Annotated in this window: 13 protein-coding genes; 7 read left to right on the top strand and 6 right to left on the bottom strand. The window is 55.2% G+C overall.

The features are described 5' to 3' along the window. Positions 1–131 precede the first annotated feature (131 nt). The 3 genes from cobJ to CFELI_RS06475 all read right to left on the bottom strand — a co-directional run bounded on the left by cobJ (position 132) and on the right by CFELI_RS06475 (position 3,615). On the bottom strand, positions 132–1,661 hold the full coding sequence (cobJ, locus tag CFELI_RS06485) for a precorrin-3B C(17)-methyltransferase (RefSeq protein WP_277103186.1): 1,530 nt from the start codon (positions 1,659–1,661) through the stop codon (positions 132–134). A gap of 83 nt (positions 1,662–1,744) precedes the next feature. Continuing rightward, positions 1,745–2,419, bottom strand: coding sequence for a precorrin-8X methylmutase (locus tag CFELI_RS06480; protein WP_277103185.1), 675 nt, complete (start codon positions 2,417–2,419; stop codon positions 1,745–1,747). Then, positions 2,416–3,615: a ferredoxin-like domain-containing protein gene (locus CFELI_RS06475; protein ID WP_277103184.1), complete on the bottom strand. Its 1,200-nt coding sequence runs from the start codon at positions 3,613–3,615 to the stop codon at positions 2,416–2,418. The genes CFELI_RS06480 and CFELI_RS06475 overlap by 4 nt, the downstream gene beginning before the upstream one ends. Before the next feature lie 587 nt (positions 3,616–4,202). Between CFELI_RS06475 and cobN the strand changes: the two genes are divergently transcribed. Then, complete coding sequence (gene cobN / locus CFELI_RS06470; protein ID WP_277103183.1) at positions 4,203–7,826, top strand: cobaltochelatase subunit CobN; 3,624 nt, start codon at positions 4,203–4,205, stop codon at positions 7,824–7,826. A 51-nt stretch (positions 7,827–7,877) separates the two neighbouring features. Here the strand turns inward: cobN and CFELI_RS06465 are convergent, their stop codons facing one another. Further along, complete coding sequence (locus CFELI_RS06465; RefSeq protein WP_277103182.1) at positions 7,878–8,123, bottom strand: hypothetical protein; 246 nt, start codon at positions 8,121–8,123, stop codon at positions 7,878–7,880. 616 nt (positions 8,124–8,739) lie between these two features. On the opposite strand from CFELI_RS06465, the gene CFELI_RS06460 reads away from it, so the two are divergent. From CFELI_RS06460 to CFELI_RS06450, 3 genes are read left to right on the top strand one after another with little or no spacing between them, the layout of a single operon-like run. Continuing rightward, positions 8,740–9,252 carry an FxsA family protein gene (locus tag CFELI_RS06460; RefSeq protein ID WP_277103181.1) on the top strand — a complete coding sequence of 171 codons (513 nt, stop codon included), beginning with the start codon at positions 8,740–8,742 and terminating at the stop codon, positions 9,250–9,252. Between the two features lie 51 nt (positions 9,253–9,303). Then, the gene (gene lnt, locus CFELI_RS06455; RefSeq protein ID WP_277103226.1) at positions 9,304–10,866 is read left to right on the top strand and encodes an apolipoprotein N-acyltransferase; all 1,563 of its coding nucleotides are present in this window, start codon (positions 9,304–9,306) and stop codon (positions 10,864–10,866) included. A gap of 17 nt (positions 10,867–10,883) precedes the next feature. Then, positions 10,884–11,687, top strand: coding sequence for a polyprenol monophosphomannose synthase (locus tag CFELI_RS06450; RefSeq protein WP_277103180.1), 804 nt, complete (start codon positions 10,884–10,886; stop codon positions 11,685–11,687). A gap of 58 nt (positions 11,688–11,745) precedes the next feature. Here the strand turns inward: CFELI_RS06450 and CFELI_RS06445 are convergent, their stop codons facing one another. Beyond that, on the bottom strand, positions 11,746–12,147 hold the full coding sequence (locus CFELI_RS06445; RefSeq protein WP_277103179.1) for an RNA polymerase-binding protein RbpA: 402 nt from the start codon (positions 12,145–12,147) through the stop codon (positions 11,746–11,748). 366 nt (positions 12,148–12,513) lie between these two features. On the opposite strand from CFELI_RS06445, the gene CFELI_RS06440 reads away from it, so the two are divergent. The 3 genes from CFELI_RS06440 to CFELI_RS06430 all read left to right on the top strand — a co-directional run bounded on the left by CFELI_RS06440 (position 12,514) and on the right by CFELI_RS06430 (position 13,809). Further along, positions 12,514–12,846: a hypothetical protein gene (locus CFELI_RS06440; RefSeq protein WP_277103178.1), complete on the top strand. Its 333-nt coding sequence runs from the start codon at positions 12,514–12,516 to the stop codon at positions 12,844–12,846. 11 nt (positions 12,847–12,857) lie between these two features. Next, positions 12,858–13,550, top strand: coding sequence for a YceI family protein (locus tag CFELI_RS06435; RefSeq protein ID WP_277103177.1), 693 nt, complete (start codon positions 12,858–12,860; stop codon positions 13,548–13,550). A gap of 64 nt (positions 13,551–13,614) precedes the next feature. After that, complete coding sequence (locus tag CFELI_RS06430; RefSeq protein WP_277103176.1) at positions 13,615–13,809, top strand: hypothetical protein; 195 nt, start codon at positions 13,615–13,617, stop codon at positions 13,807–13,809. Positions 13,810–14,453: 644 nt separating this feature from the next. Here the strand turns inward: CFELI_RS06430 and CFELI_RS06425 are convergent. Then, on the bottom strand, positions 14,454–15,431 hold the full coding sequence (locus CFELI_RS06425) for a bile acid:sodium symporter family protein (protein WP_277103175.1): 978 nt from the start codon (positions 15,429–15,431) through the stop codon (positions 14,454–14,456). Between the last annotated feature and the right edge of the window lie 13 nt (positions 15,432–15,444).

Here is a 15,444-nt window from a genome sequence, read left to right as displayed (position 1 = left end):
AGACTTTTTTACAGTGGACGAAGGAGATAGAGCACACATCTACCTTCCACAGTCGGGAGCTTTGGCCCCCTCACACTGCACGAACGTATGCATTAAACTTTATCGCTCGTGCTCCACAATCTTTTACAAGGCTAGTACAAATTTTCCTTCGCGTCATAGTATCGCGAAGTAAACACACGTAAAGCACCGAAGCCATCCTCATAGCAACGCGTCGTCGACGCACCCATAATCACCATGGTGCGCATATCCACAATCTCAGGATCAAACTCGGCCACCGTCGTCACCGTCACCTTCTCGCCATCACTTCCCACAGCCCGCGCCACAATCACCGGGGTTGTCGGAGCCTGATATTCCGCAACGATGTCACGCAATCTCGCCACCTGCCAGCGCCGCTCTTTCGATGCGGGGTTATACACCGCAAACGCCATGTCGGCACCAGCCAAGGCACGCACACGCTTTTCGACGATCGAAAACGGCTTCAAACGATCCGACAGCGAAATCATGCCGAAATCATGCCCCAAAGGAGCGCCCACCCGAGAAGCCACAGCCTGTGCGGCGGTCATACCAGGGACAATGCGGACCGGAACATCACGCCACTGATCTTCCTCAGCAACCTCCAAAACAGCCGCAGCCATAGCAAACACCCCTGGGTCACCGGAGGATACCACTGCCACTTTCCGGCCCCGGCGCGCGAGGTCGAGTGCCATGAGTGCGCGTTCTGCTTCCACTTTGTTGTCGCTTGGGTGGCGGCGTTGGCCTGGGTATTCAGGAACGCGGTTAACGTAGGTGGAGTAGCCGACGATATCGGTGGCTGTTTTCAGTTCGGCGAGAACTTCTGGTGTGGTCCATTTGTCGGCCCCTGGGCCTAGTCCTACGACCACGACTTCGCCCTTGGTAGGTTCGGCTGTGGTGCCGGCGATGCGGGAGGGGAGTACCGCAACAGCGAAATAGGGGATGTCTTTGGCGTCGGCGTCGAGAAGCTTGATGCTGCGCTGGTCGTGCATGCCTACACGGATGGCCACATAGGCGCGTTCGGCTACGCCTGCTTCAACCATGGCTTCTTTGACTTTGTCAAAGGTGCGGCCCAGTTTCATCACAACCGCCGAGTCGGTTTCTTTGAGTTTGGCTGTCAAGGTTGCTTTGTCTAAGGTGCCGGGCAGGATGGTGAGAATTTCATCGTCTTCACATAACGGTTGTGCAATGAAGTCGGCCGCGGCAGTGATCGAGGGAATTCCTGGGATAATTTCTGCAGGGAATTCTTCGGCAAGGCTGCGGTGAAGGTGCTGGTAGGAGGAGTACAGCATGGGGTCGCCGAGAGCGAGTACTGCCACGGTTTTCCCCGCACGTAGGTGTTGTGCGAGACGCTCGTGCGCATGGGCGTAGAAATCGGCCATCGCTCCGGCGTAGCCACCGGGGTGGTCGGTGATACCCGTGGTCACTGGGTATTCCAGCAGTTCGAGTTCGTGGTGGGGTAAAAAGTAGCTTTCGGCAATGCTTCGTGCGGTAGACGTGCCACCGGTACGTGCATGGAAAGCGATGACGTCGGCGGATTGAATTGCCTTGATTGCTTTAACGGTGAGTAATTCTGGATCACCTGGTCCTACACCCACGCCGATGAGTCGTGGGTGTGTGAAGGTGTGATTCGCCATTGTGTCTGCCATGTTTTTCGCCCTTGTGTGGAATTTACGCGCCTGAGTAGATGCGCGTGCACGAATGTGGAGTAGTTGTTGTCCTGCGCTGGGGACTAGAGGATTTCTTTGTCCGTTGCTAGTGCGTTGATTGCTGCACAGGTGATTGCTGAACCGCCGCGGCGACCGTGGACGGTGAGAAATTCCGTACCCAGTGCAGTTGCCACCTGTGCCAGTGCTCGTTTGGATTCCGCAGCACCGATAAATCCTACGGGGATACCGAGGATTGCTGCTGGTCGCGGGCGGTTGGGGTCTTCGGCCAACCAGTTGAGCAAGTGGAACAGCGCGGTGGGGGCGTTGCCGATGGCGACGATGGCGCCGTCGAGAAGCGGGTGCCACAGTTCCACCGCCGCAGCGGTGCGCGTGGTGCCTAGTTCGGCAGCAAGGGAAGAAACGCGTTCATCTTTGAGGAAACAAAGTGCCTCATTATTGTGGGGCAAACGCGCACGAGTAATCCCTGAGTGGACCATGTGCACGTCCGTCACAATGGGCTTAGCGGCCGCAAATGCGCCACGCGCGGCAGCTACCAGTCCTGGGGAGAATTCAATATCTTTTGCTAAATCGGTCTGGCCTGCCGCATGAATCATGCGGACAGCAACTTGCGCCTGCTCTGGGGTGAAGGCGCTTAAGTCAGATTCTTCGCGGATCATGGCAAAAGACTGGCGGTAGATTTCATTGCCATCAGTAATGTAAGTAAAGGGAAACTCGTGTGAGTGTGTTGGAGTTGTCATCGGGTTGTTACCTCATATTCCCCGTCGCCGGTGGCAACGTATTCGGTGTGGTGTCCAAGCGGGTGACCGCAACGGCGATCGCACCCTGAAAAGTGTACAAGGCTTCGCATTGGTTCCCCCGAGGAAACCAACAAAGCTGCATCCTGTTTCGTGTTGGACAGGGATTTCTCACAGCCCGGCGCGCCTGTACACGCGGTGACTTTCAACCACGGGGAGTTAGCATCAAAGATCAGTCCTTGGGGGGCAAGTACTTTGGCGACAGCTTCGGCGTCGCCTTCGGCAAGATTGTGGATCACAAGCGAAGACCAGGGGGTAATGCTGGTGTGTGCGCCGATCACGCCGAGCAGCGTGGCAACCTGTGCGCTTAAGAATCCGAATTGGAGGCCCACCCCGAGAGTGACTGTGCCATCCGGGTTGTCGATCCACCCGATGGGGCGGTGTGTTTCCGTATCGTGGATGATGCCACTGGGGGTAGTGGCAGTGGTGGTGAAGGTGTGGCGGATCAGCGCGTGAATGTTGTCTTGAGCCTTGGAGTCTTCGACTAGACGCCATTTGCTTCCGCGTTGGGTTTGCCAGTGTTCGGCAGCGAACACGAGGGCGGAAATCGCATCGTGAATATCAAGGACTGTGCCTTGTCCTTCGCCTGCGAGGATCAGCTCGAAGGAATCTTCTGCTTTAAGGCGACGAATGCCGAAATCAACGCGTTGGCTTTGAATATCCCCCTTTCCTGCGTCGATGCCGAAAAGGGTGCGCCCCGATAAGCCTGCGACAAGCCGGTTGGTCAGTAGCGCGTTGTCGAGGGCTTCTGCTAGTTCCCACAATTCTGGGTGGAGTGGGGAACAGAGGATGTTGCGAATTTTGTCGTGCTCATGAGACGGCAGAAGCCCTGCGTTTTCGACAGCGCTGATGAATGCGGCATCGTCGCTGATGCCACGAAACTGCATGTTGCCGCGGGTGGTGATGTGGATGGTGCCGTCGCCAAGCGTCGTGGCGATCTGCGCTACGTTTTCCCAGTTCGCTGCGGTGACTTTGCCACCGGGAAAGCGCACGCGACCAATTTTGCCGTCAGCAGCACTATGGAGGTGGAGCGTGCCTGGACATTTATCGCCACGGTTGCGGTCGGGGTGGGCGATGAGCTGGGCGGGGTCGGTGGTTGCACATGTGGGTGTGGGCTGTGAAAGGTTGTGCGGACTCATACTCGTTTATGTTACGGCCAGCGGGTGCAAGAGTAGAACTTTGATCACCGCCTAACAAGAAACGAGCACTACGTAGTGCTGCAGCCATGATGCTTCGCACAGGGTATCTGCACAAGTACGTCTCTTCGTTCTCCTGTTTGTGTATCGGTAGCAACCACCCCCTCAGTAGCAGGTGTTTAGACCTCCTTTTGCTAAGGTGTACCTATTGCATTTCCCCAGTGCGTATTTCTTTCACGAGACACTCTTCATCCACGCTGTGGTGCAAAGTTGTGTGCGAAAGGGCTACGGATGGTGTGCGGAAGAAAGTTGTGAATCCCGGTGAAATTCCGTGGGCGGTCGCGCCACTGTGAAAGTCAGACCATAACTTTTTTAGCCACTGCTTTTCACCACAGGGGAGTGTGAGGCTTGATTGTGACGGCTTTGCGCCGCCGTAGGTGCGGTGCGGGGATGTCTTCTTAAGCGCGTTTCTTAAAAGACCTTGTCAGCACTGGGGCGTTCTCAGACACCATGCGCGTTTTCCGCGGGGGTGACAATGGAAGGTTCTGCTCTGTGCCACTGCCTTGGAAAGGACAGTTGTTTCTTCGCCTATGATTACCCTGCTTTCTACCTCCGATACTGATCTGCTTTCAGCTCAAGCTGCAGCCGAGTCCGCAGATGTTTCCTACCAATACGCGAACCCCAACTTCGTCACTGAAGCACGACTAAGCGAACTGATTGACACCACGGATGTATTCGTTGTGCGTCTGCTTGGCGGCAAGCGGGCATGGGAATGGGGCGTTGAAGCGCTCATTGCTAGTGGCAAGGTCACCGTGTTCGTTTCTGGCGAACTTGCCATGGATGCAGAGCTGACTGAACTATCCACCCCGCCTGCGGGTGTTGTCACCACCGCGCACACTTATCTCGCCGAGGGCGGGCGGGTCAACCTCGTCAATCTGCACAACTTCCTTTCTGACACACTCCTGCTCACTGGCCTCGGCTTCGAGCCGCCTCAGAACATGCCACTGTGGGGGCATTTGGAGCATGCTGAAGGTGGCAACTGGGATCGGGGGGCAAATGCCCCCAAGGTGGGCATTATTTACTACCGCGCCCAACACCTAGCAGGCAACACCAACTACATTCAGGCGCTTGCCGACGCCCTCTACACGCGCGGGGCAACGGCAATGCCGATCTTCGCAGCCTCGCTTCGTCAAGCCTCCGAGGATCTGCTTGCTGAGCTAGGCACCTGTGACGCATTGATCACCACCGTGTTGGCCGCTGGTGGCACCAAACCTGCCACCGCCCAGGCCGGTGGCGACGATGAGGCCTGGGATGTTGCAGCACTCGCCGCACTCGACATCCCAATTATCCAGGGCCTTGCCTTGACCAATTCGCGTGCTGAATGGGAGGAATCCGACGAGGGGCTTTCCCCGCTGGATGTTGCCACCCAAATCGCTGTTCCTGAATTCGATGGCCGTGTGATCACGGTGCCATTCTCCTTCAAGGAATTCGACGCCAACGGGCTTTTCGCCTACGTTCCGGACCATGAGCGCTGCCAGCGGCTTGCTGGTATTGCGTATCGCCACGCCAAGTTGCGCCACATCCCGAATGCGGAAAAGAAGCTGGTGTTGATGTTCTCCGCGTACCCGACAAAGCACGCGCGCATTGGTAATGCTGTTGGTTTGGACACCCCACTTTCGACTCTCCGGCTGATCCGTGAATTGCACAACCAGGGGTACACTCTTGGCGATATCACCGCTATTCCTGGGTTTAGTGTGGATGGTGAGCTTGACGGTGATGCGTTGATGCACGCGGTGATCGGCGCTGGCGGGCATGATCCTGAATGGCTTACCGAGGAAGTATTGGCATCCAACCCCTTAAAGCTCAGCGCCACGGACTACCGTGAATTTTTCAACTCCCTGCCTGTAGCGATGCAGGAAGAGATGACCACGCACTGGGGTGAAGCCCCTGGCACCCACTACGTCAACCCCGAAACCAACGAGATCTATATCGCTGGTTTGCAGTTCGGCAATGTGCTGGTGATGGTGCAGCCCCCACGTGGCTTCGGTGAAAACCCAGTCGGTATTTACCATGACCCTGATCTTCCAGCGAACCACCACTACTTGGGCACCTACTTCTGGTTGCGTGAGATCTTCGGCGCTGACGCTGTGGTGCACATGGGCAAGCACGGCAATATGGAGTGGCTGCCAGGTAAGAATGCAGGCATGTCCGCTGATTGCTATACCGATCAGGCTATTGGTGAGCTTCCACTGATCTACCCATTCCTCGTCAACGACCCGGGCGAAGGCACCCAAGCGAAACGCCGTGCGCACGCAACGTTGGTAGACCACATGATCCCGCCAATGGCGCGTGCGGAATCTTACGGTGATATCACCCGTCTTGAGCAGCTTCTCGACGAGCACTCCACCATCTCCGCTATGGATCCGGCGAAGCTGCCGGCTATTCGCCAAGAGATTTGGACGCTGCTTCAGGCTGCGAAGATGGATCGCGATTTGGGTTGGGATGAGCGCCCCGACGAGGACGCCTTCGACGACAAGATGATGGAAATCGACGGCTGGCTGTGTGAAATCAAGGACGTGGCCATCCGCGGTGGCCTTCACATCCTTGGTGAAGTTGTCACCGGCGAGGTGCGGGTCGAATTGGTACTGGCTATGCTGCGTGCCCGCCAACTCTGGGGTGGGGAATCCGCTGTTCCTGGCCTGCGCGAATCGCTCGGCCTGTCCGAGGAGGGTGATGAAACCCGCGGGCGCGTTGATCAGGTGGAAAAGGTCGCTCACCAGTTGCTTGCTGCGCTTGAAGAGCGTGACTGGAACATTGATGCCATCGATCACGTCCTTGCGTCCGCTGATTACCTCCCCAACGAAACCGATGGGGAAGTGCTCGCACACCTGCTGCGCTTTGCGTGCGAGGAGATTGTTCCACGTTTGGCTGAAACTTCCCGGGAAATCTCCCAAATCTTGCGCGCACTGGATGGTCGCTTTATTGAGGCGGGCCCGTCTGGCTCCCCAATGCGTGGCCTGATTAACGTGTTGCCGACTGGACGTAACTTCTATTCCGTTGATCCAAAATCACTACCGTCGCGTCTGGCATGGGAGACCGGCCAATTGCTGGCGGATTCGCTGATCAACCGCTACAAGGATGAGCACGGTGGCTATCCGAAGTCGGTGGGTTTGTCCGTGTGGGGCACCTCTGCGATGCGCACCTCTGGTGACGATATCGCCGAAGTATTTGCACTGCTCGGTGTGCGCCCGGTATGGGATGAAGCGTCGCGGCGTGTGGTGAGTCTTGAGGTAATTCCGCTTGAAGAGCTCGGGCGCCCCCGCATTGATACCACCGTTCGCATTTCTGGCTTCTTCCGCGATGCTTTCCCGCACGTGCTTGCATTGCTTGACGACGCCGTCCAACTCGTTGCCAACCTCGATGAGCCGGATGAGCTGAACTTTGTTGCCGCACATGCGCGCGTCGATAAGCAAGAAAACCCTGATGCACCTGTGCGCCGCATTTTCGGTTCGAAGCCAGGCACGTACGGCGCGGGGCTTTTACAGCTCATCGAGTCCGGCAACTGGCGCGACGATCAGGATCTTGCTGCGGTGTACACCACCTGGGGTGGCTACGCTTATGGTCGCGGCATCAACGGTGTGGAAGCCGCTGATGATATGCGCACCGCGTATAAGCGCATTCAGGTCGCGGCGAAGAATGTGGACTCCAAGGAACACGACATCGCCGACTCCGACGATTACTTCCAATTCCACGGCGGTATGGTCGCAACCGTGCGCGCGCTGACGGGCAAGGACCCGGAAGCCTATATTGGTGACTCCACCCGCCAAGAAACGGTGAAAACCCGCACTCTGCACGAAGAGTCGCGTCGTGTCTTCCGCGCCCGCGTGGTCAACCCACGTTGGATTGCCGCGATGCGCAACCATGGCTATAAGGGTGCGTTTGAAATGTCCGCCACCGTTGACTACCTGTTTGGCTATGATGCCACCACTGGGTTGATGGAGGACTGGATGTATGAGACGCTGACGCAGACCTATGTTGCTGATGAGGAAAACCGCGAGTTCTTCGAAAAGTCCAACCCGTGGGCACTGCGCGACATTTCCGAGCGCCTGCTGGAAGCAGCCGAGCGCAAGCTGTGGGAAAACCCCAGCCAAGAAGCACTGGATACGCTGCGCAACACCTTCCTTGAAATGGAAGGAACCTTAGAGGATAAGTAACCTCACCCAAGAAAAAGTGCGCTGCACGGGAATGGCTGTGCAGCGCACCTTTTAGTGTGCTGTTGAAGGAGCTTTGGGCAGCTTCTTCATAATGTATGTTGCAGCGCGCAAACTCAATGCGGGTTCTTGATCACGCAAAGTCTTCGTCGCGGCAAAAGGGTTCTGTTCTGGATTAACTCCAGCCTCGTTTAAGGTTTTCTTTGCCCATTCCACGGCCGCACCCACAGGATCGTCGACATTGCGGAAGATACTCGCCAGCTCATCTACAACGAAGGTGCTAGAAAACAGTCCACTCATACTCGTTCCTTTCACAAACCATCAAACAAATATGCGCTCATCACTTAACATCTTTTCAGCGAGGTGTTGTGCGATCCGCAGATCTGCTTTCCCATCTTAAAAACATTGTTCAACACAATCAAGGTTTTTGTGCATATTTGCAGCAAAAAAACAAAGATATTGCTCCACGCAGCAGAACATCCACCCACTACGCATGCTTACCCCATGACTCGGATTCCCCGCTGAAGAGAATGCGCACAAACCACATACAAACAAATCTCAGGAATGCATTGCGGTTGAAAACGTGCAGGGAATCATCAACACGGCAGGGGAGTAGGCCATTGCCGCCTAAGGAAAAGACACCTATTAATCCATTGAGAATTGATTGGAAAATACTGATTCGACTTTCAGCAATCCTGGGAAAAATTGACCTGCGGCTTTTTAGGTAGCATGTGCTCTATGTCGAATCAATAGCTCGCTCATAGGCCAACCCCCGGCACTAAAAAGAGCCAATTCCAACGGTTTTCGGTTCACCAGCCATCACCGTCACCGCACTCGACATCCCCAGTGCGAAAACCTCACTGTGCATTCGCAGCGCATAACCACCAAAGAAAATTCTTAGACTATTCTTTAGGTCATGCCTTTATATCTTGCGGTCCCATACTTCATTATCGAAGCTCTCGCGTTCTGGGCAGTAGCCAGCTGGCTCGGCGTCGGATACGCACTCTTACTCCTGTTCGCCTTCTTCTTCGGCGGACTCATCCTCGCCGCAATAGAAATGCGCCGCATCGCCGCCACACTCAGCCGAGGCACCAGCAACCCCGGCAAAGCAGCAGGCGATATAGGCCTGATCGCCGCTGGGGCAGTAGGCGTTGCCATGCCAGGCTTCGCCACCAGCATCCTCGGCCTGCTTGTCATCATCGCACCCACTCGCGCAATCATCCGGCGCTTGCTCGCGAAAAAACTGCGCACCACAATCGAAGACATGGGAGTCCGCAGCTTCCAAGCAACCAACGCCTACCGCCAACGCGCCAGCTACGGCAGCTTCAGCACCGGCACCAACTCCCAGATCGTCATTAACGAGGAAGAAATCCAACAATGGAGCACCAACCTCGACCCAGACGACTTCACAGACAAAAACAACCACTAGACCGGCACATACGTGACTACACTCAACACCCCCACCGAAATCCCCAGCCTCATACCCGCCGCACTCCGCGTCGGGATAGCACTGCTCAGTGGTGTCTTCGTCTACGCCTCCTACCAGCCCCTTGGCTGGTGGCAAATAGGCATTATCGGCATTGGCCTGTTCATCATCGCTCTCAGCCGCTGGGGTTCACACAACATCAGCGCCCGATTCGGCGCACTGATCGGCTTTACCCACTCCGCCACCGTCTACCTCCTGCTTTTACCGTGGGTAGGGGAGTATGTGGGCGCGATGCCTTATATCGCACTCGCACTGTTCATCTCCTGCTGGTCACTCATCCTCGGCACCATTGGGGCGAAAATCCTACCCCATAGATGGGGCATGTGGGTCTTCGCGCTCCTCTATGTGGTTGTGGAATGGGCACGCTCGACCGTTCCCTTCGGCGGCTTCGCGTGGGTTCGCCTCGCCTGGGGGCAAGTATCCGGCCCGCTTGCACGGATCACAAGCATCGGCGGACCTGCTCTTGTCACCTTCATCACCGTGCTGCTCGCCGCAACGATCGTGGCGCTTCTGTGGCGACGTCGACAAGCTCCCACATTCATCGCACTGTCACTGATCGCAGGGCTTCTCATCTCAGCCCACATCGCCCCACGCGCCAACAGCATAGGCACGGTCACAGTCGCCGCCATCCAAGGCAACGTCCCGCGACTCGGCCTCGACTTCAACGCCCAACGTCGCGCAGTACTCGCCAACCACGTGCGGGAAACAGAAAAACTCGACCAACCCGTCGACCTCGTAATCTGGCCAGAAAACTCTTCCGACGTCAACCCCTTCACCGACCCGCAAGCATCAGGACTTATTAACGAAGCCGTCGGCGCAGTAGACGCCCCCATTCTGGTCGGCACAATCACCAGCGACGAAGTAGGCGCCCGCAACACCATGCAAGTCTTCGACCCCACCACAGGGCCAGGCGACTACCACCACAAAAAATACCTCCAACCCTTCGGCGAATACATGCCGTTTCGCTCCTTCTTCCGACTATTCTCCGAATACGTCGACCTAGCCGGAAACTTCAAACCCGGCACCGGCACAGGAACCGTCACCATGCACGCAGCTCAACGCGACATCGACGTGACCGTCGGCATCGCCACCTGCTACGAAGTCGCTTTCGACGCCGCCGCCCGCGACGCTGTACTCAACGGGGCAACGCTTTTAACCACCCCCACAAACAACGCCACCTTCGGTTTCACCGACATGACTTACCAGCAACTAGCCATGAGCCAAATGCGCGCCATCGAGCTAGACCGCGCAGTGGTTGTCGCAGCAACCTCGGGAGTATCAGCACTCGTGTCCCCGGATGGTACAGTGACTCAACACACCGAAATTTTTCACGCCGCCACCCTCGTGGAAGACCTACCGCTGAAAAACTCGATCACACTTGCCGCCCGCTTCGGTTCCTACATTGAATGGGCTTTGGTTATCATTGGTCTAATAGCGTGTGCATTGTGTTTGAGAACAAGCCCTCAACCAGCACGGGGTCGATCCCCGCAACGGGCACAATCAGGCCGAAAAGAAGCACGAACCTCGGCAACACGCGCACAAGCGTACAAGAAATAGGAGACTTACAGTCCATAATGAGCGCACCAAGCGACAAGACTCTCGTCATCATCCCCACCTACAATGAGCTGGAAAACCTCCCGCTGATCGTCGGTCGTGTCCGTGCCGCCGAACCCAAGGTGCATATCCTCATCGTCGACGATAACAGCCCCGACGGAACCGGTAAGGCCGCCGATGCACTCGCTCATGACGACGCCAACATCTTCGTCCTGCACAGGGAAGGCAAAGGCGGGCTCTGTGGGGCTTATGTCGCCGGATTCCGCTGGGGATTAGAACGCGACTACCAAGTTCTGTGCGAAATGGACGCCGACGGCTCCCACGCACCCGAGCAACTCCACCTGCTGCTTAGCCAAATCGACGCCGGTGCCGATCTTGTTATCGGCTCCCGCTACGTCCCCGGTGGGGAAGTGGTGAACTGGCCAAAGAATCGTTGGGTATTGTCCAAGGGCGGAAACATCTACATTTCCCTCGCCCTCGGCGCTGGCTTGAGCGACATGACCGCAGGCTACCGCGCCTTCCGTCGCGCTGTGCTTGAAGCAATTGATCTCGACGAGCTTTCCAACGCCGGCTATATTTTCCAAGTCGACATGGCATGGCGCGTTGTCCAGGCTGGTTTTGATGTCCGCGAAGTGCCCATCACGTTCACTGAGCGCGAAATCGGGGAGTCGAAACTGGATGGTTCATTTGTCAAAGATTCCCTTATGGAAGTAACCAAGTGGGGTCTCAACCACCGCAAGAACCAAATCACCGAGCTAGTTACCACTTTCTCCGGCCAGTTGGGCCATGAAATCAAGAAGTGGCGCAAAAAGCACTACCTCTAAAAAGCAAGAAAAACCACGACCGTTCGTTTTATGAACAGTCGTGGTAATTTTTTAAATCTTATTCGCCAGCCTGAGCAGCAGCGGCTGCAGCTGCTTCTTCTTCCTGCTGCTTGAGCAGACGAGCAGCGTTACGACGGCGCTTGCGCAAAAGCTCGATACGCTCCTCAAGAAGAACATCAAGTTCTTCAATGGTACGACGCTCACGGAGCATATCCCAGTGAGTACGTGGGGGCTTCGCGGGCTTCGACTCAACCCCTTCGCCTTCCATCAAATGACCAATCTGGCCATTCTTGCACATCCAGGTACCAGGAATTTCGGCATCCTCAGCGAATGGGACATCGTAGATCTCGCCGGTTTCAGTCTTGTATCGGACCATCTGGCGTGGTGCCAGATCGTGGTCGCGGTCAGTCTCGTAGCTAACGGCACCCATACGGGAGCCGCGGAGAACGCGATCTGCCATAGTGCTGATCAGTCCTTTCGTTGTTCAACGCTGATGAACGCTACTTAGCGTTTCACGAGGTTTTAAAATCCCCAAGTCTTCTTACTATAACGTACCGAGTCGAAAAAAGGTTCCCGCCTCCAGTTTTCGCCTCACTACCTTTTCCGTTTCCCGCCGCTTTCCAGTACGCCAGATCTCACCCAAAAGCACTACTGAGCAGTGCTTTTAGCTAAGAAGTAGCAGAGGGAACCGTCGTGATTCACCGTGCACCTTTCAGTAGCGAATACTCAACGGTGGGGAAGTAGCTGGGAGATTTGTGGGGGCATGTTCTTAGGCTTCAACCCCTTCAGTTCGGTGTGGGGCGAAGATAGGACTAGACTTATTCAAATGGCAGTGCAGCGACAGCCCACCTGTGAATGGTGCGGAAAAGACCTTGGCGCAACAACCCGGGGTCGGCCTCGCAAATTTTGCAGCCAATCCTGCCGTCAGCGCGCATATGAACAGCGTAATGCTGTTTCTGGTACGCAGATTCCTGCCTCTGCTGTGATTATTCAGCCCGACAAAGCTGATCGACTTCTCGACTCACTCTTCGAGCTGCGCTGTGCAGCCGAAGATATTAAAACTGCCGCCGCCGAAGGTTGTGAACCTCAGGAAATGCAGCAACTGTGTGAGGAACTAGTCGACCTAGCCAGGGACATAGAGAAGCTCAGATTAAGGTGAGTGTTGAATTAATGAATTCGAAGCGTAAAGCTATCATCATCAGCACCGTAACTGCTGTTGTATTGCTCGGATTATTTGCCGTGGCTTCTGTCATCATCCCAATCCTGCAAGGACCTGGCGTTAAAACAGGTGAACTCGATGCCTCCAAGGCCAAGCCCGCGACCACAGAACTTGATGGTACATGGAAGGTCATTCGTGGTGACGCGCCTAATATTTCTTCCGTAGGCTTTACTTTTAACGAAACCCTTCCGTCCGATAAGCGCACAACTTCTGGTTCCACCCGTGGCGTGCGCGGATCGATCACTATTGAATCGGAAAAGCTTACCTCAGGCACCGTTGAAGTGGATATGACAAGCATTTCCACAGATACTGAACGTCGTGATATCAATGTGCGCACAAAGATCTTCAATACTGATGCGTATCCAATCTCGTCCTTCACCGTGACGAGCCCAGTGGATCTATCCAAGGTTCCAGGCAATGGTTCTCCCGATGTGGTGAAGGTTAGCGGTGATTTGACTATTAAGGGCAAGACCAAGGCAGTGGCGAGCGATTTCACAATCGTTCGCGATGCAGACAAGATTTCATTGAGCTCCACAGTTCCGATCAATCGTCTTGATTTCGATGTAGAAACCCCCGAGTTTGTTGCCGCTAAAATTGCTGAAGAAGGCGAATTGAACATTCTGCTCACATTCGTCAAGAAGTAAGTTTTCTTAAGGTTTCACTTCGCGCCACAGATGTGTGGGAGCAGGAAAGAAAAAGGTGTTGGTTATGTTAAGTCAGAGAATGCTTCCATTTCTGTGGCTGCGCTTGATCGTAGTTATTGGTTTTACTGCCTTTGTCGCATACCAAGGCATGTGGTTGATCGCACTGATCGGCCTAGGACTGACAGCGCTGACTGGCTACCAGATTTATTCCGCGCTCCGGTTCCGCGGATCTCATCATAAATCCGAAGATCCGCGCTAAAACCTCAAAAAACTCCCAACTGGAAGCCCCCTTTATTTTTGTCACAATGACGAAAATAAAGGGGGCTTCGGCCAATACTGCCGCAAGGGTAGAACAAGTTCTCACAATCATTACACCTTAGCGGCAAGGACACCCACAGTAGCATCCATGCTCAAGTGCTCAAGGCGGAAGGTGAAAGGCGGAAGTTGCGATGTCGACAAGCTCTAAGCATGACAGCTACCGCAAGGGGAAAACGCACACGCGCATCAGCGTGGTCGACCCACGGACGCGCACAGAACGAAAGATGTGCGGACAGAATAAATGAACCCCAACAGCCGGAGGCATCGGCAACTAGGATCGCGTGATTCCGCACTACAGCGACGAAGCTGAAGATGATCCTAGAGATGACCCTTCGACATCAGTGCGACAAGCCACCGCAGCGAGTGCGCCGAGCAGTGAGTGAGCGCTGTGGATCACCAGCAATTGATGCGCAAAACTACATATAGACGCGAGTTTTAGCTGAAAGGATCATTATCCCTTTTGTTCCGATAATGTACATTATGTCATTTTACACGTCCCCCAATAGCCTCAAGGACTCAATCCTTAGGGCTTTTACTTATTCACTTTGTCCTTTTGCTAACCCACCTTGACCTTGGAGTTTTTACTTACTCACCGTGACGACGAACAATTGCCGCGTAGATCGCACCAGTAATGTTGGCAAGAATGGTCGCGATCGCCCCAGGCAACGCTGCTTCGGGCGTGAAAAACTGGGTGGCCATGCCCGATGCCAGCGCCGAGTTTTGCGTGGCCACCTCGATGGCGGTTGTTCGGCACGCTGCTTCACGCTGCTTGCTCAGTCGCGCGGACCAGTAACCGGCGATAAAGCCGATGAAGTTCTGGATACCCACGCCAACAACAACGACCAGACCAACTGTTGCCAGCTTCGCTGCCGCACCAGCAACCACCGTAGCAAGCACCACACCGATAATGACGATTGACAGCCATGGCAACATAGGCAGTACTTTATCCACCGCGCGCGATGCCATAATGCGGATTACGAGTCCGGCTACTACTGGAATCAGGACAGTTTTAAACAAGGCCCAAATCATTCCCGTTGCATCCACTGCCGTGCTTTGACCAGCAAGCAACAACATGATCATCGGAGTGACGATCGGTGAAACTAAGGTAGAAACGCTGGTCATCGCAACCGAAAGGGCCACATCCCCCTTTGCCAAATACGCAATCACATTACTGGCAGTACCCCCTGGCACGCTGCCGAGCAAAATCAAGCCGATGGTCAATTCCGTGCTCAGCCCCAGCATCTTCGCTACCAGCACTGCCGACAATGGCATCACCACGAACTGGCACACTACTCCCAAGACGATTGGGATTGGGCGGGACGCAACCGTGCGCAAGTCTGGGAGTGTAATAGTCAACCCCATGCTAAACATGATCAGCATCAAACCCGGCATGATATACGGCTTCAGTGGCGTAAAAGAGTCAGGGCTAAGCCATGCCAGCACTGCCCCACCTAGAATGACGACAGGGAAAGCGAGTACAGCAAGAGCTGCGGAGCGATCTTCCGTTGTGTGGACTTCCCCGCTTGGTTTCGCAACTGCTGTGTGATTATCAACCATAGACATCGTGAATAAAACA

Origin of the sequence: Corynebacterium felinum (assembly GCF_030408755.1) — a bacterium.
GTDB lineage: Bacteria > Actinomycetota > Actinomycetes > Mycobacteriales > Mycobacteriaceae > Corynebacterium > Corynebacterium felinum.
Note: the sequence above shows the minus strand (reverse complement) of the source record. Positions and strands in the feature narration are given on the sequence as shown.